Genomic DNA, 25135 nt, shown 5'->3' on the forward strand with positions numbered 1-25135 from the left:
GTGCGATCCGGCCCGCTCCGCCCGCCCATGACCACGGGCGACCAGTCGAACGGCCGTCACAGGAATATCCTGGCGCTGCCCGGGAATCCGATCGGACGACGAGCCACAGCAACCGCACGAAGGGGTGAACCGCATATGACGAGGGGCCGGGGCACCCTGGACGACAACCGGTCCGGAGCCACGCTACCGGAGGCCGGCCAACGCCGGCGGCTGCGGCTGGCCGGCCTGCCCAAGCCGGTGGCCCGTTCGCGTGCCTTCACCCAGCAAGCGCTCGCCGACTGGGCGTGGCTGGCTCCGGAGAGCGGCGCGGACCCGGACGTGGCGGACGATGTCGTGCTGCTGGTGGCCGAGCTGGTGGCCAACGCGATGATGCACGGCGGCGGACCGCTCGAACTCGTACTGGACGCGTCCGCGACCCGGCTCCGGGTGGAGGTGAGCGACGGCGAGTCCGCGCTCCCCGAGCCCCGCCTGCCGCACCGGCCGGGGCTGCCCGGCGGCCACGGCCTGTTCATCATCCAGCGGGCCGCCGACCGCTGGGGCGCCGAGCGCCACGAGCAGGGCAAGGCGGTCTGGGTCGAGATCGACACCGCCCGGCTCGCTCCCGGGCGCTGAGCGGCTCAGGCTTCAGGGCTCTCGGGGGTCAGGGCACTCGGGGGTCAGGGCACTCGGGGGTCAGCAGGACACGGGCCACGGCCCGGGCGGTTTCCCCGCCCGGGCCGTGGTGTTCGTCGTGCTCCGGTCGATCCTCGTGCGTCGGCTGTTCGTCGTACCGGGCTCTCCGCGGCTCACCGGCCGACGCGGGTGGTTGCGCCCGAAGCCCGCTCCGGACGGAACCCCGCCCATGACCGGGGGCGGCGACGCAGCCTCGTGCTGAGGTCGCCACCGCCCCCGGTCGTCGCGCTCCGCTCAGCCGGTCTCCCCCACCAGGCCCGCCACCGTGTCCGGCCAGTCGAGCAGCCGGTGCTCCGTCCCCGGGGCGACCACCTCGTACGTCCGGCGGAGGAAGTGCACCATGTCCCGGGAGGACAACACCAGGACGGCACAGCCCCCGTCGCCGTGGAACTCGACGGCGATCACGCCGGGAGCCCACGGCCGGACCCGTAGGTCCCCCAGACCGGACGGCTTGCGCAGCCCCTCCCCGAACAGCTCGCGGGCCGCCGTCCAGGACAGTGCACCCTCCAGTCCGAGCGAGGCACCGGCCCCGAAACCGAGCGACAGCGCGAACGGGTCGGCCGGGTCGTAGCGCAGCCCCATGAGCACCGGCCGGGGCTCCGGGCCGACGAGACAGGCCTCGATGACGTCCTCGACGATCTCGGGCACCGTGCGCCCCCCTTCTGTTGCGGCAGTGGTGCACGCCCGGCTACCCCCGCCGGCGGGGACCATGCGTGTCAGAACCGCTCGAACACCTCCGGCCGGTACACTTGACCGCTCGTCATGTCGCCCTACTGGCCCGCGAGGGGCGCCGAACCGACGGTTCGGTCGGGGGCTCAGTCGAGGCCGCGGGCGTGGCGGAGCCGGGCGGAGATCGTCTCGGGCTCGACGATCGGCGCCGGGTAGTCGGCCGGTGGGCGGTCCAGCCGCCACGGGCGGTGCACGGAGCGACCGGGCAGGTCGGCCAACTCAGGGATCCAACGCCGGACGTAGGCCCCGTCCGGGTCGAGCCGGTCCGCCTGGGCGAGCGGGTTGAGCACCCGGTTGGGCCGGGTGTCCGTACCGGTCCCGGCCACCCACTGCCAGTTGAGCTGGTTGTTGGCCAAGTCACCGTCCACCAGCAGCCGCAGGAAGTGGGCGGCGCCCGTCCGCCAGTCCTTGTAGAGCGTCTTGGTCAGGAACGAGGCCGTCACCAGCCGGGCCCGGTTGTGCATCCAGCCCTCCTGGGCGAGTTGGCGCATGCCTGCGTCCACCAGGGGGAAGCCGGTGCGGCCCCGGCGCCAGGCCTCGGACTCCGCGTCGTCGGGCAGCCAGTGGTCCCCCTTGGACCGGTAGTCGGCGTGCGCCGCCTCCGGGCGGGCGGCGAGCACCTGGTGGTGGAAGTCCCGCCAGGCCAGCTGCCGGACGAACGCCTCCGCACCGCTGCCGCCGCGTCGTTCGGCGGACGCCACCAGCTCGGCCGCGGAGACGCAGCCGAAGTGCAGGTAGGGCGAGAGGCGCGAGGTGCCGTCGGCGGCGAGGTCGTCGTGCAGTTCCTCGTACCGCTCCAGGGCGTAGCCCTGCCAGAGCTTGCGGCCGGGGCGCTCACCGCCCGGCGGCAGCCCCGGCGAATCCGGCGTGACGGCCGGGACGGGCTCGCTCGCGAGGCCCTCGGGCGTGCGCAGCGCCCGGGGCGCGCGGTGCACCGTCCGGCGCGGGGCCTGCTGCCAGGTGCGGAAGTACGGGGTGAACACGGCGTAGTGGTCCTTGCCGGCGGGTCTGACCGCGCCCGGTACGGCCACGGTCAGCACGCCGTCGTGGACGTGCAGACGGGAGCCGAGGGCGTCGCGCAGGGCCTGCTCACGGCGGTGGGCGAAGGCGCTCACGCCGGCGGCGACGTGGACCGAGACGGCGTCCACCTCGGTGGCCAGCCGGGCGGTCTCGGTGGCGGCGGTGCCCCGGCGCAGCAGCAGCCTGCCGCCGAGCGGGCGCAGCGCGGCGTCGAGGTCGGTGAGGCAGTCGGCGAGGAAGGCCATCCGGTTGGGCGGGGCGAAGCCGGCGGCGTCGACCTCGGGGTCGAGGACGAACAGCGGCACGACCTCGTCGGCGGCCTCGGCGGCGGCCCGGAGCACGGGGTTGTCGTGCAGGCGCAGATCCTGGGTGAGCAGGGCGATGGAGACGGTCATCAGTGGTGGCCCGGGGGTCGTGGTGGGGTGGATGTGGGGCGGGTCCGGCCGGTCCGGCGGAGGCGGTGTTCGGCGTTCGGCGTTCGGTGCGCGGGGCGGTTGCCGGTCGGCGGCTGCCCTGCGGGGACAGACGAGCCTCCCACCCCGGTGCGCCGAACGGGGCACGGCGCGCCGGGAATTCACGCCCGGTCCGGATCCGGGACGGAACCGCGGGCGGCTCACCGCGTCGCCGGCCGGGGCGGGGTCCCCGCATCAGTGGGCGGGGTGCCATTCCACCAGGACGATCGTGGCGTCGTCGGTGAGCCGGTGGTCCTGGCGCTCCAGCAGTGCGTGGATCAGCCGCCGCAGTGCCTCCGGAGCGGCCTCCCCGGCCTCCGCGGCCCGGACGACCATGTCCGTCAGCCGTTCCTCGCCGAACAGCTCGCCGGCGGCGGAACGTGCTTCGGTGACGCCGTCGGTGTGGATGAGTACGCGGTCGCCCGGCTCCAGCAGGACCTCGTGGACGGTGCCGGGCATCCGCTCGTACCCGGCGAGCCCGAGGGGGAGTTCGGCGGCCCGTTCGAGCGCGGCCGGTACCACCCGCTGGCGGCGGATCAGCAGTGGCGCGGGGTGCCCGCGGTTCACCCAGCTCAGCCGGCCGTCCGAGGTGTCCAGCTCGGCGAAGACCCCGGTGAGCAGCCGCTCCGGGAACCACCGGTCCAGTTCCCGGTCGATCACGGCGGCGATGTCCGCGAGCCCGCCCCCGGCCCGGCGGACGGCCCGGCAGGCCGCGATCGCCAGTGCGGACGACCCGCCCGAGGCGAGGTCGTGCCCCATCGCGTCGACGACGGTGAGCCGCAGCCGGCTCCCGCTGAAGCTGTGGTCGAACGCGTCGCCGCCGATCTCGTAGGCGGGCTCCAGCACCGCGGTCGACGTCACGTGCCTGGTGCCGACCGTGCGCGGTGGCATGAAGGCCCAGGCCAGTTCGGCCTGGAGGGTCATCGGAACGACCCTGGTGGTGTCGATCAGATCATCCACGAAGGACAGTTTCGCCACCACGATCAGGCCCACCAGCGAGGCGAGGGCCAGGCAGCGGTCGATGTCGACGGCCGCGTCCGGGGGCGCGTCGACGCGGAGCACCCCGATCCGCTCGACACCGTCGACGATCGGCAGCCACAGCACCCGGCCGGTCCCGTCCTCGGCCGGCACGGACTGGGGCACCCCCGTGCAGTAGGCCCGGCTCGCCGGGCTTCCCTCCAGCGGGAGCACCCAGCTCGGCGACCGTTCGGGGGCCGGAGTGCCGGCGTGCGGGGGCGAGCCGGGGAGATCGGGCACCTCGGACACGACGACCGGCCCGGTGGGAGCGTCGGTGCCCTCCGCCGCCGGTGGCAGCAGCGGTGCGAGCTGCACCTGCCGCACGTCGGCGAGCAGCACCAGCGCGTCGGCGAGCCCCATCGCCCGGGCCGCGTCCCGGACGGCCGTCGCGAGCTCACCGGGGCCGATCCGCTGGGAGGCTGCCAGCAGGCCCTCCATCGCTCGGCCGAAGCCGATGTCGTCCATGGCCTCCACCTTCCGCCGGGACCATTCTCCGCCGATCGGCGCGGCCGGTCACGGCGTGCGACCGGGCCCGGGCCGTCCGGCCTCAGGCGAGGGTCAGGAAGAGCTTCTCCAGCTCCGCCTCGCTCATCGGCGGGGCATCCCCGTCGACGGCGGCCATGCACTGGCGCATCCCGCTGGCCACGATCTTGAATCCGGCACGGTCCAGGGCGCGGGAGACCGCCGCCAACTGGGTGACGACGTCCTTGCAGTCCCGGCCTGCCTCGATCATCGCGATCACACCGGCCAGCTGCCCCTGGGCCCGACGGAGCCGGTTCAGGACGGCGCCCACCGCTTCCTCGTCCACCTGCATCCCGGGAGCCGCCTTCCGCCGTCGTGACCGAGCCTCCAGCGTACCCCGTGGGGTATCGCGGCCGCCGCGGCCGACCCGTACGCACCCCTCCCCCGGGCCGCTCAGCGCCTGGCCAGCCGCCGCTCACCGCCGGCGCCGGGGGTGTAGGCGAGTGCGTAGTGCGCGAAGACCGCCGGTTCGTCCTCGGCGGGCAGCACGTCGTCGGTGCCGATCGAGGGCGCCTGCTTGACCACGCCCTTGGCGAACGCGACCCGGACGTAGCCGGGCCCGACCACGGCGCCGTCGAGCGGGACGAACACCAGCCGCCGCCGGGACGGCAGGCCGACCGTGACGGTCACGAAGAACGGCTGGTCACTGGCCGTCTCCACGTACACCGACTCCAGCGTGCCGATCCGGTGGTCCTTCTCGTCGACCACGGCGTGGCCGCGCCACTCCCTGATGTCAGCCATTCCGATCACCGCAGCCTCCCGTTCACCGCAGCCTCCCGTGTCGCCGGTGCCGTCGTCGGACACCCGGGATCTCCATCCTGCGCCGCGACGGGGCGGGGCGCCCGGCGAGCACCGCGGCACCCGACCGGCCGGAGAAGGGGTACGCGGGCTGGCGGCCCCCGACACTCGTCGACGTGCACCCGCGCGGTCGGCCCTCCGGGGAGGCCGAGCGGGTGCACGTCGAGGCCCCCAGCAGGTGAGCCTGCCCGGCGCAGGCCTGCACTCGCTGCGGCACGCTTCGGTGGCGGGGACCGGCGAGGCCGTGGGAGCGGCCCCGCGCCCTGGAGCTGTCCGGCCGATCAGGTGACGGGCCGGGCTCGGCCCTCCATTGGAAGGAGTGGCTGTGACGGAGACGGCTCGTGAAGCGGCCGTTGCGTGGGTGCGGAAGATCATGGACGCGGACTGTGCCGACGATGCCGAGCCGTGCGGGGTGACGGTGGCGTTGGGCAAGGCCCTCGGCTGTCCGAGCGGCTACGGCAGCGACTTGATCTTCTGGCCCGAGGGAAGGCAGCCGACGGCTCCCGAGGTCGTCGGTCAGGCGTTGGGGTACCGGCCCTTCGCCCTGTGAGAGGGCCCCGAGCCTGCGGCCGGACGGCCGGCCACCGTGTGCCGGACGGTGCGCCGCCGTGGGTAGGACGGCAAGGACCGTCAGCCTTTCGGCGGCCCGAGCCGGGGCCCTGGTCTTCTCCGGTAGCGGAGCGGACTCCGGCTACCGCTCCGGTACCGGGGAGGCGGTCACTGTCGGGGGAAGTCCTGGTCCGCACGGAGGGCGAGGGTGCGCCAGCCGTGGGTGATCTCCTCGCGCAGCGCGCCCGCGTCGGGCTCGGTGCTGCCCGGGCCGTGGCGCGTCGTCAGCAGGTCCAGCAGTGCGCCACCGTCGCCGGGGCGGGTCTGCGGGTCCGCGGTCAGCGCCCGGCCGACCACCGCCGCGAGCGCCGGGTCGAGCGCGGCGAGAGCTGCCAGAGCCGTCGGCTCCGGGCCGGTGTCGACGATCCGGCGGATCACCGCCCCCGTGCTGGCGGCCGCGAACGGACTCCCCCCGTGGGCCGCGCACACCACGCAGCAGGCCCAGGCCCAGACGTCCGCCGCCGGGCCGACCGGCCCGTCGCCGAACTGTTCGGGCGCCATGTAGGTCAGCGTCCCCGGGCCGCCGCCGGTGCGGGTCAGCCGGGTGCCGTCGACGATCGCTGCGATGCCGAAGTCGAGCAGCCGCGGCCCCGCCGTCGTCAGCATGATGTTGGCGGGCTTGAGGTCCCGGTGCACCAGCCCCAGCCGGTGCACCCCGCGCAGCGCGACGGCCAGCGCGAGCGCGAGGGCCCGCAGCGCCTCCGGGGAGCGGATCGGCCCCTGCTCGCGCAGATGGACGTCGAGCGGGCGGCCGTCCAGCAGCTCCATGGCCAGGTAGGGGCGCCCGGAGTCCACACCGGCGTCCAGCACCCGGGCGGTGTAGGCGCCGGAGACCATCGCCAGCACCTCCGCCTCGCGCTCGAAGCGACGCAACAGGTCGGCTTCCCCGAGGAGTTCGGGGTTGATCGTCTTCAACGCGACCTGGGTGGCCGAGCCCTCCCGACGGGCCAGGTAGACCGTCCCCATGCCGCCGGCCCCGATCCGGCCGAGCAGTTGGTACCCGCCGATCGTCCGCGGCTCGTGCGGGTACAGCGCCTGGTGCGGGACGTGCCCGACGGGTGAGGCGGGTGAGGCGGGTCCGGCCTGCCCGGCGGGTTCGACGCGCCCGAGGTGCAGCGGAGCCGGCGCGACCTGCGTCGCCGGTGGGGCGGGGACGGACCACGGCGCGTCGACCGGGGCGGCGGGCATCGGCTGGTAGGGCGCGGGCCGGGCGGCGGGCGGAGCATCCGGCGGGACGTGGGCCGTGCGGCCGGCACCGCCGGCCAGCGGGCGCCGGCTGGTCACGAGCGCGATGATCTGGAACATCAGCGCACCCTCGACCACCCCGATCGGCAGCACCAGTGCACCGAGCACCGCGCGGAGGACGAAGCCGCCGATCAGCCGGACGATACTGCCGGTGGTCGTCCCGGCCCCCGGGGGCATGCCGACGACCAGCAGGTTGCGCTGCGTCAGGAGCCAGAGGAACACCCAGCCGAGCAGGGCGACAACCGCCGGGATGAGGTAGATCGGCTGCGTGATGGAGAAGTGGACGTCCAGGGCCTGGGCGATGGCCAGCGGGCTCTCCGAGACGATCGACGGCATCATGTAGACGAAGTCGGTGTCGGCGATCGTCGAGTTCAGCAGGGCCAGCAGGCCGGCCGCGCTCAGCAGCACGAGCACCTGTTCACCGACCGCCGCCGCCGTCAGCCCCGACGGCACCGCCACCCTCCCGCCCGGGCCCGCGAGGCGACCGATCGCGCGATGGCGGGTGGCCTGCTGAGCCCGCATCAGAAGCGGCAAGGACACCGTCCGCACGACCAGTGCGACGCCGCCCAGGACCAGGATGATCAGGCCCAGCGGAGTCTCCGTGTAGCTCTCCATGAACGCCCCCCGTTGTGCCGTTCGCCGGTCAAGCAGACCGAGTATAGGCCGCGTCGCGATCACTGCGGCCGAACGGCGAACGGGGTCCGGGGGGGACGGCGAGTACGGCCCGGGCGGACGGCGGCCCGGGCGTCCTTCACACGCCACGGCGCCGGGCCGGGCGGGCCGGTACGCCCGACGCGCACAGGAGTTGCCAGGCCACCGCCGCGGTCAGCCCCCAGATCAGCCACCCCACGCCGAAGTGGCCGGACACCCGGCCAGCAGCAGTGTCAGCCCGAGGCGGGGCAGCGCCCAGCGCAGGATCCGCCGCCAGAACGCCCCGGCCACCGACGTGATCTGGATGACCCCCTCGCCCGGCACGATGATGACGAACAGGCCCAGCCGCTCCACCAGGTGCGGGACGTCGGCGTAGGCCGCCTCGACCACCGGCACGCGCTCCGCGGTCCCCCGCTTCCTGATCAGGCGGTCCATCCGCTCCTACGCCAGTCGCAGCACCCGGCGGCCGGAGGTGACGACGACCAGGTCGAAGAAGAGCTCGGTCCAGGAGGCATGCCGCTCGACGGGCGGCTGGCATGTGCTCATGGGGAGAACATCGGCCGGGCGGCCCGCCCGCTGGAGCGAGCCCGGTGTCCGTTGCCTCCTGTGCCCTTCGCCCTGCCTCCCGGCTCCCGGCTCCCGTGCCGTACCGCCGGTCGGCGGGCGCGGCTAGATCTCCATGGACATGTACACCGCGCGCTTGCCGTAGCAGGCCGGAACGGCGACCTCGCGGTGGGTGCGGTAGCCCAGCAGGGCGAGCAGGATGTCGCTGCGCCGGACCGCCACCATGGAGATCCGCTCGAAGCCCTGCTCCTGCGCCTCCTCGCGGATGTGGCGGATGAACCGGAGCGCCACGTCCTTGCCGCGCAGCGGCTCCGCGATGACGAAGTCGTGCACGTGCAGGTTGCGCGACTGGAAGTCGGCCTCCTCCATCTGCCCCAGGTCCGGGCACTGGTAGAGCGGGTAGGGCAGGCTCAGCAGGTAGCCGCCGACCTTGCCCCCGTGCTCCAGCACGAAGCAGGTGTCGGGTGAGGAACGCGCCCTGGACTGCAGCGCCTCCCGGCCCTCGGAGAGGTCGTCCGCCGCGTAGGCGTCGGACTCCAGCGCCACGACGGCGTCCCAGTCCTCGTCGGCCAGCAGGCGGAAGCTGATGTCGTCCGTCATCTACTCGGCCCCTCCGACGGTGGCACCGGCTCCGCCGGCGGGGCTGCCGCCCGGGCCGGTCAGGCCGTCGGTGCGGGCGGCCGCCACCATCGGGCCCCAGGCGGCGATCAGTCGCGCGAAGTCCTCGACGTCCGCCTTGGCCTCGTCGAGCAGGCGCTCCCGCAGCGGGGTCAGGTGCTCGGCGAACTCCGCGTACTTCCCGCCCAGTTGCCGGTACGAGCGGTCGAGGACGTCCAGCCGGTGGACGTTCTCCGCCCGGTCCGTCCCGGCGCTGTCCCTGACCAACTCCAGGATCGTGTCGACCCGTACGTGGTGCTGCTCGTCGAGCAGCTCGCCGCCGGCCGCCATCATCCGGCCGTAGACGGGGTAGAGGTAGAGCATCGACAGCAGGAACTTGGTGAACCGCAGCTGGTAGGCGGTGAATCCGGCGCCGCTCCGGCGGCCCGGGGTGTAGTAGTTCACGATGTGCCGGTTGTGCACCACGCCGGGCAGGGTGGCGTCCAGGACCACGTGCAGCAGGAAGTAGTCACTGCCGATGGTCTCGGTCGCGGGCGGCAGCGGGACGCGCTCGTAGACCTCGTGATCGAAGCCGATGTTGCACATGTCCACCTGCCAGATGTCGGGAGCACCGAGCACGGACTCGTCGGCGGTGAACGGGTCCGTCCCGCCCCCGGTGAACGACGCCTCGACCAGCTGCCGCTTCTCCTCCTCGGACCAGACGGGCGGCGCCCAGAGGCTGACCACGTCGTAGTAGAGGGCCGGGTCCAGCTCGCGGATCTCGCTGACGTCGACGGAGAGTTCACCGATGAAGGAGCTGCCGACCAGTGACACCGGCTTCTCGGCGTCCGCCGGCTCCAGCTCGCTCTTGGTGACGGCCGCCTCCGCGTCGGCCGCCCGCTTCCCGAGCGACAGCAGCTCCTGGTGGATCGGGAAGACCGGTTTCCCGTCCAGGACCTGGTAGTCGCTGTCCGAGTCCCGGCGGTGGACGGAGTCGCAGCCGAGGGCGGCGGCGATCAGGAACGCCCGGTTGGTGCAGGCACCGTAGGAGACGGCGTCGGGCAGCATCAGATCGAGCAGTCGGGCCGGTTCGGCCACGCCGGCGGCGTCGACCACCCGCCCCAGGAACTCCCGCTGCCGGGCCTCGTCGAGGTGGTGCACGACCACGCCCGCCGCCCCGGGCAGTTCGGCCACGGCGCGCGCGTGCGCCGCGAAGGTCGACGCGTCCGAGGAGTCCAGGACGACCAGGCGCACCTCGACCTCGAAGTGCTCGGCGGCGTACGCGGCCTCCTTGCCGATCGCCGAAATCGTCTCGGCACAGGCCCGGTTGGTGGGCAGGGCCAGACAGATCCTGCGCATGCCAGTTCTCCGTTCGGTCATCAGGTGTCTTGCTGTTACCGCGAGTTGGGCGAGGTCGAGCGTGGACCGAAGACCCGGTGCGCGCGGTGGCGAAGCGCTGGGCGCGCCGTGGACCGGCGCAGCGCCGTCCGGCATCCGTTCCGGTCACTCCAGAGGTCGAGTCCGTTTGCCACCACGCCGATCAGGTACTCCTTGCGGCAGCCGGACCGGCGCCCACCGGTGCCGGCAGCGGGCGCGGCTCCGGCACCACCACCGGCACCGGCACCGGCAGCGGCACCACCCGAACCGGCCGGACAGGCTGAACGGGCCCGAAGGACCGAATGGGCCGGGGCACGGCGAAGGCGTGACCGGCCGCCGGTGGACCACACACCGGAACCGCCACAACTCACCGTTTCAGATGGGTAGTTGATGCCCACGACGGGGACTCCCGCCAAGGCGCCCCCGCGCCGCCGACTGGCATTCCCCTACGGTGGACTAGACCAACTTCCGGTGTCAACCGCCTCCTTGGATCGGCTCCGGGCCACGGGGGCACGCTGCCCGATCGGGCAGCCGCCGCTGCCCGCGGCACAGAGCCGTGCGACGGCCCTCGGGAGGGGCGTACACCCTCGACCACCGGGTTGGCCGGGCCCGGGCGTTCGGTTGGCGCGGACCGTCCGACCGGTCCGGGCCTCAGAGTCCTCCCCGGCCGTCCGTCAGGGTGCGGACGTCGAGCAGCGGTGGATCGACCGGCCAGGGCAGCGCGGCGCCGGAGGCGCTCGCCGCCAGGCGCAGCGCACCGAGCAGTGGCGGCCCGTCGGGGCGGTGCGGGCACGCCGTCGGGAGGCGGTCGGTCAGCGCCGCCAGCGCCGCCCCACGCAGGCGGTCCAGGGCGAACAGGCCCCCGGTCAGGGCGACCCGCGGCTCGGCCAGCCCGACGGCCCGGACGGCTGCGGCGGCCGCGTCCGCGATCTCCTCCCCCGCCCGCCGCACGATCGCGCCCGCGACCGGGCAGCCGCCGTCGGCCGCGTCGACCACGTCGGGGGCGAAGGCGGCCAGCAGGGCGGCCCGGTCGGGGCGCGGCTGCAGGGCGGCGGGCAGGCCGGCCACCGGGCCGTAGCGGCGCTCGGCCGACGCCAGCAGTACGGCCGAGCCGCCCGTCCGGCCGTCGTGGGCGCGCAGGGCCGACTCCAGGCCGGCCCGGCCGATCCAGCCGCCGCTGCCGCAGTCGCCGAGCAGTTGGCCCCATCCGTCGGCCCGGTGCCAGCCCGTGTCCGGGTGGACGCCGATCGCGACCAGACCGGTCCCGGCGGCCACGGCCACACCCGCTCGACGTCCGAGGGCGCCCACGTGGGCGGTGACGGCGTCGCCGGCCAGCACCAACCGGTCCGCACCCGTCGCGCGGGCGAGCGGGACGGGGAGTTCGCGGGCGAGGTCCCGGCCGAGCAGGGCCATGCCCGTGGCCCCGACGGCCACCGCCCCGATCCGCGCGCCGGGCGGCAGGCCGGCGATCAGCGTGCCCAGGGCGGGGAGTACACGGCTCAGCAACGCCTGCGCGTCGTGCCCTCCTGCGGTGATCCGGGCCGGGGCCGCGATCCGGTCGGTCCGGGCGCCGGCGAGGTCGGCGGGCCACCCGCCGGGAGCCAGGGCGAGCCGGACTCCGGTGCCGCCGACATCGATCCCGACCACCCAGCTGCCGTCCCGACAGGCCTGGCCGACCTGGCCGGGATGGGGCGCGGTGGAGCCGACGGGGTGCGGTACGGCGGGGTCGATCCGGTCCACAGCGGCCCTCCGCTCGGTGCTGTTCGTGCCCGCGACGGGACGTCCGTACGAGCCGGCTCGGCTTCCCCGTGGGGTGTCACCCCCGGGGCCTGTCCGAAGTGTGCCACCGCGCCCCGCCGGGCAGCCGTCGCTCCGGAGGTCCCGGGCGCCGTCGTCCGCTCCGCCCCCTCGGGGACGTATCGGGTGCCTTGCACTGCGGACAAGATCATCAAACGATGCGCCCGGGACGGCGGGAGGGCCCCGCCGCACGGATCGGGGGACGTGTGATCGTCGCGCGCGAGGTCGAGTTCGACTGCGAGGAAGTGTGCGAGCCCTATGACGCGGTCCGGCCAACTCTCACCCGGTCATTGCCGCACGCGAGGCGTCGGTCGGCCGGGACCGACTCCGACGGCGAACGCGTCCGCTACGTCCAGGACGGGCTCGTCCACCCGCGCACTACCGCCGGGGCGTGGAGCTCGCCCGGTTCTCCACCGGCCACGAGTCGACGCCGGAGGGACAGCGCAACCACGCCTCCTACCGCTCGCCGGGATTCCTCTCCTACGAGGAGCAGATGTCGGCGTCCGGGCTCTCCCGGCCCGGCCGCCCGGTCCGGCACCTCCCGGCACCGGACCGCAGGGGGCGGCTGACGGTTCCCGTGCCCGCCCTCGACGCGGGCACGGGAACGGCGGGCACGGGTGCGGCGGGCACCGGCGGGGCCGCCCCGGTGGCGGCGGGCGGTTCAGCCGCGCTTGACGGCCACGCCGCCGTACATCGCGATGTCCTGGTCGCGCACCGGCGCCGCGTCCGCGTCCGGCCGCCACTGGTGGACCAGGGTCACGCCCGGGTCGAGCAGGTCGTAGCCGTCGAAGAAGGCGAGCGTCTCGTCCTTGTCGCGGATCTGCAGGGGAATCCCACGCGCGTTGTACTCGCGGCCGACACCGCCCACACCCACCGGGTCGGTGTCCCCGGTGAAGACGGTCAGCGCCAGGAAGCTCCCCGGGGCCAGCTCGTCCATGAACCGCCGCACGATGCCCTGGGGGTCGTCCTGGTCGAGGACGAAGTGCACGATCGCGATCAGCGAGAGCGCCACCGGCTGCGTCAGGTCCAGGACCTCGCGCAGTTGCGGGGCCCCGATGATCGAGTCGACGTCGCGGAAGTCGGCGTCGATGTAGGAGGTCCGGCCCTCCTCGGTGCTCGACATCAGCGCGCGGGCGTGGGTCAGCACGATCGGGTCGTTGTCGACGTAGGCGACGCGGGCCTCGGGGGCGATGCCCTGGGCGATCTCGTGCACGTTGGGCGAGGTCGGGATCCCGGTGCCGATGTCCAGGAACTGGCGGACCTTGTGCTCCTCGGCGAGGTGGCGGACCACCCGCTGCATGAAGGTGCGGGTGGTGCGCATCGAGGTCGGCAGGGCCGGCCAGGCCTTGACCGAGGCGTGGGCGGCGGTCCGGTCCGCCTCGAAGTTGGTCTTGCCGCCGATGAGGTAGTCGTACACCCGGGCCGAGTGCGGGACGTCCATCCGCAGGTCCACCCCCGGCCAGCGCCGCTCCTGCCGGTTCCCTGACATCCACCCCATGCCTGACATCCTCGCCCCTCCCGCTCCCCGCTCACCCGGGGAAGCAGCTCCGGCCGCCCCGCTGGCGGGCCATCGTGCGCATGGTAACGGTGCCGCCCGGACAGCGCGGCTGCCGGGGTCCGGAGAGCGCGGGGCCGGTCGCGTGCCCAACGCCCGGCGGCCGCAGCAGCCGTGGTGCCCCGTCAACCCGGCGCGCCCGGGCCCGCGAGCCCCGGGCGCGACGGGCTCCACGGAGCCGGGTACAGCGGGGCGACCGGGCTCAGCACGGCGGCCGTGCCGCGCGGGCGGCCGGGACCAGGCCGGACTGGTAGGCGATGGCGACCAGTTGGGCCCGGTCGCGGGCGTCGAGCTTGGACATCGCGCGGTGCACATGCGTCCGGACGGTGAACGGGCTGACGTACATCCGCTCGGCGATCTCCTCGTTGGTCAGACCGTGGTGGAGGTCGGCTGGGACTCCGCGCCCGGCAGCCCGAGCCGCAGATCGAGGGCGGGCAGGGCGAGGACGCCGCGGCCCACGACACCGGTCAGCAGCACGGCCACCGGGCGGCGCAGCACCAGGCGGGCCCAGCGGGTGCCGCCGTTGGCCGGCTGCCGCTCCGCTTCGGCGGCGGCCCGGGCCACCGGGCTCCCGGCGGTCGTGCCGTCGGCGACGGCACGCAGCCGGCCGACACGGCACCGGCGGGCGGCGCGCCGGGCCCGGCGCGGGAGCACCCGGTCGCCGAGGAAGCCGAGCAGGGCCGGGACCAGTGTCAGGGCGATCACGACCGCGATCACGACCGTACCGGCGGCCGCCCTGCCCATCTCGGCGAGGATCGGGATGCCCACCACGGAGAGCCCGGCCGGCGCGATGACGACCGTCAGCCCGGCGAAGACCACGGAGTACGTCAGCTGCACCGCGGGGAGCAGCCGCCGGGCCTTCCGGCTCCCCGGCCCGCCCTCCACCGGGGTGGTCCGGGGCGGACGGCGGGGTCCGGCGGGCCCGGGCGATCCGGTGACCGCCCGGTCACCGGGGCAGTCACCCGGGCGGTCGGTGACGACGGGCCGGGAACGGGCAGGCGAAGTAGCGTGATGTGCCTGGCCCGACCGATTTGTCCGGTCCGGCCGGAAACGAACCCGCTCGATGATCTGATCATCCTGCTGCCGGAGGTGGCCTCATGGGCGTTCCAGCCGCTCGCATCGTGTTCGACGAGAGCGACCGCGCGGCCGTCGCGGACGCGGTGGCGGAGATCCTCGCCACCGGTGCGCTGACCCTCGGCCCCTGGACGGAGCGCTTCGAGCAGGCCTTCGCGGCCGAGCACGGCGCCTCGCACGCCGTGGCCGTCGCCAGCGGGACGGCCGCGCTGGAGATCGTCCTGCGCACCGTCGACGTCCGTGACCGCGACGTGGTCGTCCCGGCGGTCACCTTCTACGCGACCGCCGCCGCCGTCGTCCACGCCGGCGGACGCCCCGTCCTCGCCGACGTCGACCCGGCGACCTTCGCGCTCTCCCCCGAGACGCTGGAGGCGGCCCTCACCCCGGACACCGCCGCCGTGGTGCTGGTGCACATCGGCGGCCTGATCACCCCCGAGGTCGACGAGCTGCGCGCGATCTGCGACCGCCGGGGCATCCCGCTGGTCGAGGACGCCGCCCACGCGCACGGCAGCAGCTACGCCGGGCGCGCGGCCGGGTCGTTCGGCCTGGCCGGCGCCTTCTCGTTCTACCCGACCAAGGTCACCACCAGCGGCGAGGGCGGCATGATCCTCACCGAGTCGTCCGACCTGCGCGACGAGGCACGGATCCACCGGGACCAGGGCAAGGGCTCGTTCACCACCAACCACCACGTCCGGTTCGGCGCCTCGTGGCGGCTGAGCGAGCTCAACGCCGTCGTCGGCGCGGTGCACCTGCGCCGGCTCAAGGAGTTCGTGGAGACCCGGCGCCGGGTGGCCCAGCGGTACGACGCGGCGCTCGCCGGGCTCGACGGGCTGCGGCCGACGGTCGAGCCGGTCGGCTGCCGCAGCAACTACTACAAGTACGTCGCCCTGCTGCCGGCCGGCGTCGACCGCGCCGCGTTCAAGCGGGCGGTGGCCGAGGAGCACGGGGTGCGGCTCTCCGGCGAGGTGTACGACCTGCCGCTGCACCTCCAGCCGGTGCTGGCCCCCTACCGGCGCGGGCCGCTGCCGGTCGCCGAGGACCTCTGCGCCCGGCAGATCTGCCTGCCGGTGCACTCCGACATGACCGAGGACGAGACCGACCGGGTGATCGAGGCGGTCACCGCCGTCCACCGGCGGCTCGCCGGATGACCGGGACGGCCGAGAGCACCGGGGCCGCCAGGGCCGGCGGAACCACAGCGACCGCCGGGGCCGCCGGACGGGTCGGCCGGTCCCGATGACCGGAACCACCAGGAAGCCCCGAACCACCGGAACCACCGGGACGCCCCCGGACCGGACGGTCCGGGCGAAGGCCGGACAAGGAGAGAGACCGTGCGCGTAGCCGTCACCGGGGGATGCGGATTCATCGGCTCACACGTCGTGGACCGGCTGATCACAGCCGGCCACGAGGTGCTCGCGGTGGACACCACCGACAAGTACCTCAACGCCGACGCCGAGCACGCCCGCATCGACATCCTCGACCTGACCGCCCTCACCAGCGCCCTGGACGGCTGCGAGGTGGTCTTCCACCTCGCCGCCATGGCCGACGTCGAGCAGGTCGCCGCCGACCCCGTCCGGGCCGTGCGGATGAACATCGACGGCACCGAGGCCGTCCTGGAGGCGTCCCGCCGCAGCGGCCTCAGCCGCACCGTGCTGGCGAGCACCGTCTGGGTCTACGGCGCCGCCCTCACCGACGACCAGCTGGACGGCGGTGCGCAGGAGCTGGACGAGCACGTGCCCATCGAGCTGGAGCGCAGCGGGCACCTGTACGTCGCCACCAAGCTGGCCGCCGAGATGCTGGTGCACAGCCACCGGGAGCTGTACGGGCAGCACTTCACCATCCTGCGCTACGGCATCCCGTACGGACCGCGGATGCGGGACGAGCTGGTGGTCGCCCGGTTCGTGCAGGCCGCGCTGGCCGGCCGGCCGATCACCATCGCGGGCGACGGCCGGCAGAGCCGCAACTTCGTCTACGTCGAGGACCTCGCGGACGCCCACGTGCGCGCCCTGTCCCCCGCCGCCGAGGACCAGACCTTCGCCCTGGAGGGCTCCACCGCCGTCTCCGTCCGGGACATCGCCGACACCGTCGACCGGCTGCTCGGCCCGGTCTCCATCTCGCACATCGAGGCCCGGGCCGCCGACTACGACGGCCGCCGCATCTCGGCCGCCCAGGCGAAGCGGCTGCTCGGCTGGTCGCCGAAGACCACCTTCACGGACGGCGTGCGGCGCTACGCGGACTGGTACCGCGACGAGGGCGGCCCGGGCGCCGGCCGCGCGGCCGGCGGCTCCTGAGGCGGCGCCCCCGGTGCCGCACGCCCTGCTGGTCTCCGGCTCGCTCGGGCAGGGCCACGACGTGATGGCCCAGGCCTGCGCCGACTCGCTGCGGGGGCGCGGCTGGACCACCGCCACGGTGGACGCCATGGCGCTGCTCGGACAGCGCGCGGGCGCGGTCGGCGAGGCGGTCTTCCGCCGGCTGCTCGACCTGCCCGGCGTCTACGACGCCTTCCACTTCGCCGCGCTGCGCCCCGGCACCCGGCCGGCCCTGCTCGCCGACGCCGCTGCGCGGACCAGGCTCGTCCCGGCCCTGCGGGAACTGGTCGCGCGGCAACGGCCGGAGCTGGTGGTGTCGGTGTTCGCCACCGCCACCGCGGCGGTGAACCGGCTGCCCCGGCGGGCCGGCGGGCCGGCCTTCCGGCACCTGGTGCTCTGCACCGACGTGACACCCCACCGGCTCTGGGTGCAGGAGGGCACCGACCTCTTCCTGGTCACCTCCGAGGTCGCGGCCTGCGCGGTGCGGCGCTACCGGCCGGAGGCCGCGATCGCCGTGCTGCCGGCGCCGCTGCGGGCGCCGTTCTACCACCCGCCCACCCGCGCGGCGGCCAGGGCCGAGTTCGGGGTGCCGCCCGACGCCAGGTGCGTGCTGCTGATGTCCGGCTCCTGGGGGCTCGGACCGCTCGCCCGCACCGCCGCCGACCTGGCGGACGCCGGGCCGCACGTGCTCGCCGTGGCCGGGCGCAACCGCGAGCTGGAGCGCCGGCTGCGCCACGCCGCCGGCCGCCGTCCGCGCCTGCACCCGTTCGGCTACACCGAGCGGATCCCCGCCCTGATGACCGCCGCCGACCTGGTGGTGACCAGCTCCGGGGACACCTGCAGCGAGGCCCGGGCACTCGGCCGCCGCCTGCTCCTGCTGGACGTCGTCCAGGGCCACGGCCGGGACAACCTCCAGCACGAGCTGGAGCTGGGCCACGCCGACGTCACCTCCGCCCGACCGGCCGACGTGGTCCGCACCGCCCTCGCCGCCCTGGACCGCCCGGCCCCGCCCCCCTCCGCCGGCGCCTCCCCGGAGGGCTGGCGGACCGGCTTCGCGGCAGCCCTGGCCCAGGTCGGGCTGGTCTAGGGGTGTTGGCAGAGTCCCGCCTGATCCGGCGGGACTCTGCCAACACCCCCTAGCCGGTCCGACCCGTGCGGGGCGGGACGGCGTGGTCGCGGAGTGGGCCGAGGGTGAGGCCGTGGGTGCGGCAGTGGGCGGCGATCAGGGGGAGGGCGGCGAGGGTGGCGCGCCAGGAGTCGGGGGCGGAGGTGCAGTCCGAGTCGTGCAGCAGGAGGGTGGCGCCGCCGGACAGGCCGGGGCGGGCGGTGGCGTACACGGAGGCGCCGGTGGCGTCGTCGGTCCAGTCCCGGCCCCAGGCCGTCCAGAGCACGGTGCGCAGGCCGAGGCGGCGGGCGGCCAGCGCCGGGCCGGCCGCCAGGACGCCGTACGGCGGGCGGTACCAGGACGGAGGGACCGCGCAGAGTTCGGTGACCGCCGCCGTGGCGCGGCGCAGTTCGCGCAGGTCGCGGGCGGGGGCCGGGTACCACTGCGGGCGGTGGTACCAGCCGTGCACGGCCACCTCGTGACCCCGGGCCACCAGCTCGCGGCCGAGCTCCGGGGCCCGCTCCAGCATCGTGCCGAGCAGGAAGAAGGTGGCCCGGACACCGAGGCCGTCCAGCGCGTCCAGGACGTACGGGGTGCTGCGCCGGTCCGGGCCGTCGTCGAAGGTCAGCGCGACGTGCCGGTCCGCGTCGCCGTACCCGGCCGTGCGCCGGGCGAGGGTGCGGCGCACGGGCGGCAGGCGGACGGCGGCCGGGGCGAGGTGGAGCAGCTCGGCGCCCGCCACGGTGAGGGCCGCCCGGCGGGCGGTGCGCGTCCGGTCCATCGGTGCCCGTCCCGGGTCAGCCGAACCGGGACGCCATGCGCCGGAACACCCCCGGTGCGACGCCGTGGACGCGTGCGGCGAGGCCGAGCCAGCGCGGGACGAAGGGCCGGTCGCAGGACGTGCCGATCGCCCCGACGACGGCTTCGGCGACCCGCTCGGCGGTCACCGGCCGAGGTCGTTCACGCTGGTAGGGGGTGCCGCGCTGGGCGAAGAAGGGGGTGTCCACCGCGCCCGGCAGGACGATCCGGACGCCGACGCCGGTGCCGCGCAGCTCGTACCAGAGGCTCTCGGCGAACATCGCCAGCCCGGCCTTGGTGGCCGAGTAGGCGGCCTCGTCGCGGACGCCGACCTGCCCGGCCATCGAGCCGAGGAGCACGATCCGGCCGCGCCGGCGCTCCAGCATGCCGGGGAGCAGCAGGCGGACCAGCCGCAGCGGGGCGGCCAGATTGACCTCGATCATCCGGTCCAGGGTGTCGGTGGGCGTCTGCGCGAAGGGGCCGCGCCAGCCGAGGCCGGCACTGGCGATCAGGACGTCGACCTGCCCGGCGGCGGCCAGGGCCGCCTCGGCGAGGCGCTGCGGGCCGTCCGGCTTGGAGAGGTCCTCGGGCAGGGCCCGGCCGCCGGTGCGGGCGGCGACCGCGTCCAGCCGGGTGCGGTCGGTACCGGAAAGCAGCAGCTGCCAGCCGGACGGCGCGAGTCGGGCGGCGGTCGCCGCGCCGATGCCGGAGGAGGCTCCGGTGACCAGCGCCACCGGCGGCCCGGCGGCAGGGGCCCCGGGCCGGTCCGGCCGCCGGGGCCGGTGACGGCCTTCGTCCACCATGGCTGCTCCCGTCCTTCCCACACCTGGCCGTCCGTTTTGTCCGGCAAGTCACCTTCGCACGGGGGCGCCGTCCGGGCTACCGGGGTGGGATCGCGGCCGCCTCGCTCCGGCCGTCGGCCGCCGCCGCGACCGGCCGCACCTCGGCCTCCACCTCGCCGAAGCGGGAGAGCACGAAGGTGCCGCCGACCGCCACCGCGAAGCCGACCAGCGCGCACCAGGCGTAGCCCGGCCGCGCCGCGTCGCCCAGCGCGACCACGCCGACCAGGGCCGGACCGAAGGTCTCGGTCACCGTCCCGGCCGCCGTCGCCGCCGTCACGGTGCCCCGCTGCAGCGCGAGCGCGTACGCGAGGTAGCCGCCGAGGCCGCCCAGGGCGAGCCCGTACGCCGCCGGGTCGGTCAGCACGTCGGCCACCCCGCCGACGTCCAGCACCCGGACGGCCAGGCTGGTCACGCCGAAGCCGACCCCGGCGAGCAGGCCCAGACCGGCCGCCGCGGCGCCGCCGCCCCGGCGGGCCAGCACCAGGGTGAGCAGCAGCATCAGGACGGTGGTCCCGAGCAGCGCCCAGTGGAAGGCCGGCGCGGCGTGCTCACGGCCCTCCCGCCCGGAGCCGAGGGCCAGCAGGGTGAGCCCGGCGACCACGGCCACGATCGCGGCCACGTCGCCGCGCCGCAGCCGGGCGCCGAGCAGCCAGACCGCGGCGAGCGCCGTCACCGCCAGACCCGCGTTGGTGACCGCCTGGACCAGGAAGAGCGGCAGGCTGCGCAGCGCGACGACGCTCAGCACGAAGCCGCCGATGTCCAGCGCGGTCCCGAGCAGGAACTGCCAGGAGCGCGCGAGGGCGGCGAGCAGCCCGACCCGCACCCGGTCCGACCGCGGCGCCGACCGCGCGCCGCGCGCCTGGAAGACCGAGCCGAAGCCGAAGCAGACGGTCGCGACCAGGGCGGTGGTGAGTCCGAGCAGCATGACTCTCCTCGCTCCTCGGGGCGGGCTCCACGACCAGTCTGGTCCCGTGCGGGCGCACCCGCACGGGGTGCGGGCACGGCGGCCGCCGCACCGGCGCGGGCCGGCGCGCCGGTGTCACGGCTTGATGGCCACGGCCGCGTAGAGGGAGGCCTCGGTGTCGGACACGGCGGTGTCCTCGGGGCCGGCCGGGCGCCAGCGCGGGGTGGGGACGAGCCCGGGGGCGAGGAGCGTCCAGCCGTCGAAGAACCGGGCGATCTCGTGGTGCGCGCGGGCCTGGCCGGGGGCGCCCGCGGCGCGGTAGATGCCGGCCAGCCGGGCGATCTCCTCGGGCGCGAAGTCGGCGGTGACGTGGGAGAGCACCAGGGCGCTGCCGGGCGCGAGGGCGGCCTTCAGGTGTTCGACGATCGCGTGGGCGCGCTGCCCCGCGGCGCCGTCGGGGCCGTCCGGCGCGTCGGGGTCGTCGGGGACGAAGTGCAGGACGGCGTTCAGGGAGAGGGCGACCGGGCGGGCGAGGTCGATGGTGTCCCGCAGGCCGGGTGCGGCGAGCAGCGCCGCCGGTTCGGTCAGCTCGGCCTCGACGTACGCGGTGCGGCCCTCGCGGGCCCCGGTGAGCAGGGCCTGGGCGTGCGAGAGCACGATCGGGTCGTTGTCGACGTAGACCACCCGGGCCCGCGGGTTCACCTGTTGGGCGATCTCGTGCAGGTTGGGCGAGGTGGGGATGCCGGTGCCGATGTCGAGGAACTGGTCCAGGCCGGCCTCGGCGAGGGCGCGCGTCGAGCGGTGCATGAAGGCACGGTTGGCGCGCGCGGTCGCGCGCACCCAGGGGAGCGCGGCGAGCGCCTGGCCGGCCGCCTCGCGGTCGGCGGCGAAGTTGGTGATTCCGCCCAGGAAGTAGTCGTACATCCGGGCCGAGTGCGGCACGTTCAGTCGTAGGTCGACACCGTCGTAAAGGCTCATCGCTCTCCCCCGCCGCAGGACTCACCCGTCGTTGCCCACGCTACCGGTCCGTCAACCGCCTTTCCGGCCCGTGGAGTTCCGCTAGCCGATGATCCGTAGATCGGACGCAATGACTGTCGGTATTCGCACAAACGCCTGCGGTGACGAAACCTGGTGGAATGGGGTCCGCGGGCACGGGGCCCGCACCCTCGGGCGGCCGGCGGTCGGTCGGCGGCGGTGGAAGGCAGGTTCGATGACGATCGACAGGGGTGTCCGGGTACTCGGGCACCGGGGAGGACCGGCGCCGGCGGGCCCGGGCGGGGGCGGCCGCCGGGGGGACGGCCACGGAGACGCCGACGAGCACGGGTACAGCGGCCCGGAGTACGCCAACATCCGCCTGGAGCTCGCTTATTCGGCGTTCTGCGAGACCCATGAGCCGGCCTGGCGGGCCCTCGCCCTGACCCGGATAGGCAACCGCGCGGACGCGGCGCTGATCGTCGAGGCGGTCAAGGAGGACCTCGCCCGGCACTGGGCCCACGTCCTGCGGTTCGAGGAACCGGCCGCGTACGCCTGGCGGCTGGCGAACCGTCATGTCGCCGACTGGGTGTCCGGCGAGGAGCGGGTCGACGTGGAGGCGGTCACCTTCGAGGCCGTCATCGGAGCGTTCAAGGACGTCGCCAACGGCCTGCTGCACAGCGAGGCGGACGAGGTCCGGCTCTATGCGGCGATCCTCGAACTCCCCGACCGGCAGCGGGACGTGGTCGTCCTGCGGTACCTGCTCGGGCTGCACGTCAAGGTGATCGGCGCTTATCTGGGCCGGCCCGTCGCCACCGTCCACTCCAACCTCCGGCACGCCCGCGAGCGGCTGGCCAGACGGCTCGGTGTGCGCGAACTGCCGGACCGGGGAGGCGAACAGTGATCCCCCGGCCCCCGGCCGAGGCGCCCGCCGCACCGGCCACGCCACCAGGGGCCGTGCCACCGGCCGAGGGCGGGACGGCGACGCCGCACATCCCCCGGCCCGAACGGCCGCACGCCGAGCGGATCGCCGCGCTGCGCCTGGCCAGGCTCACGGCCGCGCCCACCCACCTGCCGTCCGAGCACGAACAGGCCGCCTTCGAGCTGGGCCTGGTGGTCGCCCTGGTGCTGGGTACCCCGGACGCGGCCCGGGGGCTGGACCTGCTGGTCAACGCGCGGCGGATCCAGCCGGAGGGAGCGGAGGTGTTCGCCGCGCTGCTCTACGCCACCGGCCGCGAGGAGGGCGCCGAGTTCTGGTGGCGGTTCGCCGCCGGATCGGGCAGCGGCACGGCGGCGTACTGCCTGCACCTGTACCACCTGCGGTACGGCGAGACCGACGACGCCGACTACTGGCGGGCCTGGTCCGACCAGCTCGCCGCCGCCCTGGGCCCGCCGGGAGCGCGCCCGCGCGGACCGACCCCGCCGCGGGTGGACCGGCCGCTGCTGCCGGACGACGTCCGGCGGGACGTGCTCTCGCGCTGCCACCGGGGCCTGGCGCCGCAACTGCCCCCGGCGCTGGTCGAGGTGATCGACCGCCTGCCGCGCCAGGGCGACCCGGGCCGCGGCGACCCGGGCCACGGCGACAACGACCACGGCGAGCCGGACCGGAGCGGTGACGTACCCAGCCCGTGGGGGCTGACCTCGGGTGCGACCTCGGTCTGTTCCTGGGACGGCGCGCAGGGGTGAACCGGGCGGTGGGACGGCCCGGCCCCGTTCGGGTGAGTCCCCGGGCCGGCGATCTCCGGACGGGGCGGGCGCAGGGCGGCGCCCGCCCCGGGCGCTCAGCGCGGGGCGAGGCGGCCGGCGATCTCCGGGCACCGGCCGGAGCCCTCGGCCACCACCGTCGCGTCGTCCCAGCACGGCGGGCCGGCCGGGTGGGCGGCGGCATGGACCAGGTAGTGCTGCGGGGCCATCGCGGTGTCCCGGCCGGGCAGGGCCTCGATCACCGTGCGGTGGGCGACCAGCGGGGTGAAACCCGGGTCGTCGGTGGCGATCCGGGCGATCAGACGGCCGTCGACGAAGTCGACCCGGGTGGCGGTGCCGAGCGCGTCGACGACCAGGGCCCGGACGGCGTCCAGGTCCACCCAGGAGTTCTCGATCCGCTGCCACGCACCGGTCCGGACGGCGCCGCCCAGACCGGTCAGCGCGGGCAGACCGGCGAGCGGGACCGGCCCCCGGGCGGCGGCTTCGAGCAGCGCGGGCAGGGCCAGCGCGAAACGGCCGGTCTCCTCGCGGTCGAGCACCTGCGGGCAGGCGACCAGTGCGAACTCCAGGCTGTTCGAGGTCCGCAGGATGTTCAACATCAGCCGGACGGCGACCGGCTGGTCCGGCAGCCAGGTCAGTTCGGGGTCGCTCGTCGGGGACGGGCGGGCGTCGGACATCGCCTCGGGGATGGTCATGCTCAGGTCGTTGACCACGACCTGGCGGGCGAAGCGGGAGCCGCGCAGATGGGCGACGTCCTCGATCAGCTGCCAGACGGCGCCCGCCGGGAGGGTGCTGTGCCAGTAGCCGGCGAGCGACGCCGCCTTGGCCCGGCCGATCACCTCGTCGAGGTCGGCCGCGTCGGTGTCCAGGGCGATCAGGGCGTCCTGGGCGAGGGTGCCGATGTGGTCGGCCATCGCGGCGCGCTGGCGGTTGGCGGAGAGCGCCGACATCACCAGGTCGCCGCGGCCGGCCCGGCGGGCCACCAGGGCCGCGAAGGCCGCCAGCAGGACGACGGAGGGGCTCGCGCCGGTGCGCCGCGCGGTGGCGAGCAGGTCGGTGGCGGCCTGCCGCGAGCGCAGGACGACGGCGGCGACGCCGTCCGGCGGGCCGGTGATCCGGGAGTCCGCGAAGGCGGCCTGCGGCGCGGTGGACAGGACCTTCTGCCAGTGCCGCAGCGCGGCGGCGGCCTTGCGCCGGCCCTGGTCGCTCTGCTCCACCGCGGCCACCTCCAGCGGCGTCCGGGCGGTGACGGGCGGGAGCTCCTTGCCGGCCGCGAGGGCGAACCAGTCCTCGATGAGCAGCGTCGTCGCGGCGCCGTCCGCACCCGCGTGGCAGACGACCACCACCAGCCGGAGCGGGTGGTCGTCCTCGGTCAGCAGGGTGAACCGGAGCCGGGGCCCGGCCGCCAGGTCGAACGGGACGGCGACGTCGGCCCGGCCCAGCTCCTCGGCGAGCGCGTCGATCCCCGCCGCCCCGCCGGTCGACCGGCTGTCCACCACGGTGACGCCGAACTCGCCCTCGCCGCAGACCAGCTGACGCTCGGGGAAGGCGTCCGGCCCCGGCCCGGGCGGGAACACCGTCCGCAGCGAGTCGTGCCGTTCGACGAGCCGCCGCACGGCGTCGAGCGCGGCCGTCAGGGTCGCCCCGTCGGGGACCGGCCAGACGGACTCCTTGTTGATCTGCTCGGGTCGGTCCCGCCGGATGCAGCGGATCATGTTGTCCTGGCCGAGGGTCAGCGGCCCGAAGCCGCTGCTCGCGCCGCTGTACCGGACGGTGATCCGCCGGCTGGTCTCTCTCACGTCGTACGCGCCCTTCGGCCGGCCTG

23 protein-coding genes and 2 pseudogenes are annotated in these 25135 nt (G+C 75.3%); 7 read left to right on the top strand and 18 right to left on the bottom strand.

The features are described from left to right. Positions 1 to 135: 135 nt before the first annotated feature. Positions 136 to 612 carry an ATP-binding protein gene (locus ACZ34W_RS18540; protein ID WP_465605404.1) on the top strand — a complete coding sequence of 159 codons (477 nt, stop codon included), beginning with the start codon at positions 136 to 138 and terminating at the stop codon, positions 610 to 612. Between the two features lie 294 nt (positions 613 to 906). On the opposite strand, the gene ACZ34W_RS18545 is transcribed toward ACZ34W_RS18540, so the two are convergent. The 5 genes from ACZ34W_RS18545 to ACZ34W_RS18565 form a co-directional block, all read right to left on the bottom strand. Further along, positions 907 to 1320 carry an SsgA family sporulation/cell division regulator gene (locus ACZ34W_RS18545; RefSeq protein ID WP_329491333.1) on the bottom strand — a complete coding sequence of 138 codons (414 nt, stop codon included), beginning with the start codon at positions 1318 to 1320 and terminating at the stop codon, positions 907 to 909. A gap of 167 nt (positions 1321 to 1487) precedes the next feature. Continuing rightward, entirely contained in the window at positions 1488 to 2816 is a 1329-nt protein-coding gene (locus ACZ34W_RS18550; RefSeq protein ID WP_465605406.1) for a cryptochrome/photolyase family protein, read from the bottom strand. A gap of 252 nt (positions 2817 to 3068) precedes the next feature. Beyond that, complete coding sequence (locus ACZ34W_RS18555) at positions 3069 to 4355, bottom strand: PP2C family protein-serine/threonine phosphatase (RefSeq protein WP_465605408.1); 1287 nt, start codon at positions 4353 to 4355, stop codon at positions 3069 to 3071. Positions 4356 to 4437: 82 nt separating this feature from the next. Next, on the bottom strand, positions 4438 to 4704 hold the full coding sequence (locus tag ACZ34W_RS18560; RefSeq protein ID WP_465605410.1) for a metal-sensitive transcriptional regulator: 267 nt from the start codon (positions 4702 to 4704) through the stop codon (positions 4438 to 4440). Between the two features lie 101 nt (positions 4705 to 4805). After that, entirely contained in the window at positions 4806 to 5153 is a 348-nt protein-coding gene (locus ACZ34W_RS18565; RefSeq protein WP_380390802.1) for a PRC-barrel domain-containing protein, read from the bottom strand. Between the two features lie 382 nt (positions 5154 to 5535). Between ACZ34W_RS18565 and ACZ34W_RS18570 the strand changes: the two genes are divergently transcribed. Continuing rightward, the gene (locus ACZ34W_RS18570) at positions 5536 to 5760 is read left to right on the top strand and encodes an e9imm peptide (RefSeq protein ID WP_465605412.1); all 225 of its coding nucleotides are present in this window, start codon (positions 5536 to 5538) and stop codon (positions 5758 to 5760) included. Between the two features lie 167 nt (positions 5761 to 5927). Here ACZ34W_RS18570 and ACZ34W_RS18575 read toward each other — a convergent pair whose 3' ends face one another. The 8 genes and pseudogenes from ACZ34W_RS18575 to ACZ34W_RS18610 all read right to left on the bottom strand — a co-directional run. Continuing rightward, positions 5928 to 7679, bottom strand: coding sequence for a serine/threonine-protein kinase (locus ACZ34W_RS18575; protein ID WP_465605414.1), 1752 nt, complete (start codon positions 7677 to 7679; stop codon positions 5928 to 5930). Between the two features lie 222 nt (positions 7680 to 7901). Beyond that, positions 7902 to 8150 (bottom strand): hypothetical protein, encoded by a 249-nt coding sequence (locus tag ACZ34W_RS18580; protein WP_465605416.1) that lies wholly within the window; start codon positions 8148 to 8150, stop codon positions 7902 to 7904. A gap of 234 nt (positions 8151 to 8384) precedes the next feature. After that, positions 8385 to 8879, bottom strand: coding sequence for a GNAT family N-acetyltransferase (locus ACZ34W_RS18585; RefSeq protein ID WP_465605418.1), 495 nt, complete (start codon positions 8877 to 8879; stop codon positions 8385 to 8387). Next, a complete protein-coding gene (locus ACZ34W_RS18590) occupies positions 8880 to 10235 on the bottom strand; it encodes a DUF6271 family protein (protein WP_465605420.1) in 1356 nt (451 codons plus the stop codon). A gap of 669 nt (positions 10236 to 10904) precedes the next feature. Further along, positions 10905 to 11993, bottom strand: a complete 1089-nt coding sequence (locus tag ACZ34W_RS18595) for an N-acetylglucosamine kinase (protein ID WP_465605422.1) — start codon at positions 11991 to 11993, stop codon at positions 10905 to 10907. Positions 11994 to 12711: 718 nt separating this feature from the next. After that, positions 12712 to 13557, bottom strand: coding sequence for an SAM-dependent methyltransferase (locus tag ACZ34W_RS18600; protein WP_465605424.1), 846 nt, complete (start codon positions 13555 to 13557; stop codon positions 12712 to 12714). A 250-nt stretch (positions 13558 to 13807) separates the two neighbouring features. Next, a pseudogene (locus ACZ34W_RS18605) lies at positions 13808 to 13981 on the bottom strand (response regulator transcription factor); the annotation flags it as partial. Then, a pseudogene (locus ACZ34W_RS18610) lies at positions 13981 to 14427 on the bottom strand (MMPL family transporter); the annotation flags it as partial. The pseudogenes ACZ34W_RS18605 and ACZ34W_RS18610, both read right to left, overlap by 1 nt. Positions 14428 to 14702: 275 nt before the next feature. On the opposite strand from ACZ34W_RS18610, the gene ACZ34W_RS18615 reads away from it, so the two are divergent. The 3 genes from ACZ34W_RS18615 (at position 14703) to ACZ34W_RS18625 (ending at position 18072) form a co-directional block, all read left to right on the top strand. Continuing rightward, positions 14703 to 15827: a DegT/DnrJ/EryC1/StrS family aminotransferase gene (locus tag ACZ34W_RS18615; RefSeq protein WP_465605426.1), complete on the top strand. Its 1125-nt coding sequence runs from the start codon at positions 14703 to 14705 to the stop codon at positions 15825 to 15827. Between the two features lie 180 nt (positions 15828 to 16007). Then, positions 16008 to 16967, top strand: a complete 960-nt coding sequence (locus ACZ34W_RS18620) for an NAD-dependent epimerase/dehydratase family protein (protein WP_359807124.1) — start codon at positions 16008 to 16010, stop codon at positions 16965 to 16967. Between the two features lie 13 nt (positions 16968 to 16980). After that, positions 16981 to 18072 (top strand): MGDG synthase family glycosyltransferase, encoded by a 1092-nt coding sequence (locus ACZ34W_RS18625; protein WP_465605429.1) that lies wholly within the window; start codon positions 16981 to 16983, stop codon positions 18070 to 18072. 49 nt (positions 18073 to 18121) lie between these two features. Here ACZ34W_RS18625 and ACZ34W_RS18630 read toward each other — a convergent pair whose 3' ends face one another. The 4 genes from ACZ34W_RS18630 to ACZ34W_RS18645 all read right to left on the bottom strand — a co-directional run bounded on the left by ACZ34W_RS18630 (position 18122) and on the right by ACZ34W_RS18645 (position 21612). Continuing rightward, on the bottom strand, positions 18122 to 18871 hold the full coding sequence (locus ACZ34W_RS18630) for a polysaccharide deacetylase family protein (protein WP_329491320.1): 750 nt from the start codon (positions 18869 to 18871) through the stop codon (positions 18122 to 18124). Positions 18872 to 18887: 16 nt separating this feature from the next. Then, a complete protein-coding gene (locus ACZ34W_RS18635; RefSeq protein WP_465605432.1) occupies positions 18888 to 19691 on the bottom strand; it encodes an SDR family NAD(P)-dependent oxidoreductase in 804 nt (267 codons plus the stop codon). A 76-nt stretch (positions 19692 to 19767) separates the two neighbouring features. Beyond that, a complete protein-coding gene (locus ACZ34W_RS18640) occupies positions 19768 to 20655 on the bottom strand; it encodes a hypothetical protein (RefSeq protein WP_329491318.1) in 888 nt (295 codons plus the stop codon). A 114-nt stretch (positions 20656 to 20769) separates the two neighbouring features. Beyond that, entirely contained in the window at positions 20770 to 21612 is an 843-nt protein-coding gene (locus tag ACZ34W_RS18645) for an SAM-dependent methyltransferase (protein WP_465605434.1), read from the bottom strand. A gap of 232 nt (positions 21613 to 21844) precedes the next feature. Here ACZ34W_RS18645 and ACZ34W_RS18650 point away from each other — a divergent pair, with 232 nt between their 5' ends. Both ACZ34W_RS18650 and ACZ34W_RS18655 read left to right on the top strand, forming a co-directional pair. Beyond that, positions 21845 to 22510: an RNA polymerase sigma factor gene (locus tag ACZ34W_RS18650; RefSeq protein ID WP_465605436.1), complete on the top strand. Its 666-nt coding sequence runs from the start codon at positions 21845 to 21847 to the stop codon at positions 22508 to 22510. Next, on the top strand, positions 22507 to 23292 hold the full coding sequence (locus ACZ34W_RS18655) for a hypothetical protein (RefSeq protein ID WP_465605438.1): 786 nt from the start codon (positions 22507 to 22509) through the stop codon (positions 23290 to 23292). The genes ACZ34W_RS18650 and ACZ34W_RS18655 overlap by 4 nt, the downstream gene beginning before the upstream one ends. A 95-nt stretch (positions 23293 to 23387) precedes the next feature. Here ACZ34W_RS18655 and ACZ34W_RS18660 read toward each other — a convergent pair whose 3' ends face one another. Continuing rightward, positions 23388 to 25109, bottom strand: coding sequence for a condensation domain-containing protein (locus ACZ34W_RS18660; RefSeq protein WP_465605440.1), 1722 nt, complete (start codon positions 25107 to 25109; stop codon positions 23388 to 23390). Positions 25110 to 25135 lie beyond the last annotated feature (26 nt).

It is taken from the genome of Kitasatospora sp. NPDC022856 (assembly GCF_055561235.1).

Bases quoted from the DNA above. Each gene is read 5' to 3' on its own strand.
- ACZ34W_RS18630 (WP_329491320.1), bottom strand. From the start codon at position 18,871: ATGGACCGGACGCGCACCGCCCGCCGGGCGGCCCTCACCGTGGCGGGC.
- ACZ34W_RS18600 (WP_465605424.1), bottom strand. From the start codon at position 13,557: ATGTCAGGCATGGGGTGGATGTCAGGGAACCGGCAGGAGCGGCGCTGG.
- ACZ34W_RS18650 (WP_465605436.1), top strand. From the start codon at position 21,845: ATGACGATCGACAGGGGTGTCCGGGTACTCGGGCACCGGGGAGGACCG.
- ACZ34W_RS18575 (WP_465605414.1), bottom strand. From the start codon at position 7,679: ATGGAGAGCTACACGGAGACTCCGCTGGGCCTGATCATCCTGGTCCTG.
- ACZ34W_RS18580 (WP_465605416.1), bottom strand. From the start codon at position 8,150: ATGGACCGCCTGATCAGGAAGCGGGGGACCGCGGAGCGCGTGCCGGTG.
- ACZ34W_RS18565 (WP_380390802.1), bottom strand. From the start codon at position 5,153: ATGGCTGACATCAGGGAGTGGCGCGGCCACGCCGTGGTCGACGAGAAG.
- ACZ34W_RS18615 (WP_465605426.1), top strand. From the start codon at position 14,703: ATGGGCGTTCCAGCCGCTCGCATCGTGTTCGACGAGAGCGACCGCGCG.
- ACZ34W_RS18555 (WP_465605408.1), bottom strand. From the start codon at position 4,355: ATGGACGACATCGGCTTCGGCCGAGCGATGGAGGGCCTGCTGGCAGCC.
- ACZ34W_RS18640 (WP_329491318.1), bottom strand. From the start codon at position 20,655: ATGCTGCTCGGACTCACCACCGCCCTGGTCGCGACCGTCTGCTTCGGC.
- ACZ34W_RS18635 (WP_465605432.1), bottom strand. From the start codon at position 19,691: ATGGTGGACGAAGGCCGTCACCGGCCCCGGCGGCCGGACCGGCCCGGG.
- ACZ34W_RS18560 (WP_465605410.1), bottom strand. From the start codon at position 4,704: ATGCAGGTGGACGAGGAAGCGGTGGGCGCCGTCCTGAACCGGCTCCGT.
- ACZ34W_RS18540 (WP_465605404.1), top strand. From the start codon at position 136: ATGACGAGGGGCCGGGGCACCCTGGACGACAACCGGTCCGGAGCCACG.
- ACZ34W_RS18590 (WP_465605420.1), bottom strand. From the start codon at position 10,235: ATGCGCAGGATCTGTCTGGCCCTGCCCACCAACCGGGCCTGTGCCGAG.
- ACZ34W_RS18585 (WP_465605418.1), bottom strand. From the start codon at position 8,879: ATGACGGACGACATCAGCTTCCGCCTGCTGGCCGACGAGGACTGGGAC.
- ACZ34W_RS18645 (WP_465605434.1), bottom strand. From the start codon at position 21,612: ATGAGCCTTTACGACGGTGTCGACCTACGACTGAACGTGCCGCACTCG.
- ACZ34W_RS18550 (WP_465605406.1), bottom strand. From the start codon at position 2,816: ATGACCGTCTCCATCGCCCTGCTCACCCAGGATCTGCGCCTGCACGAC.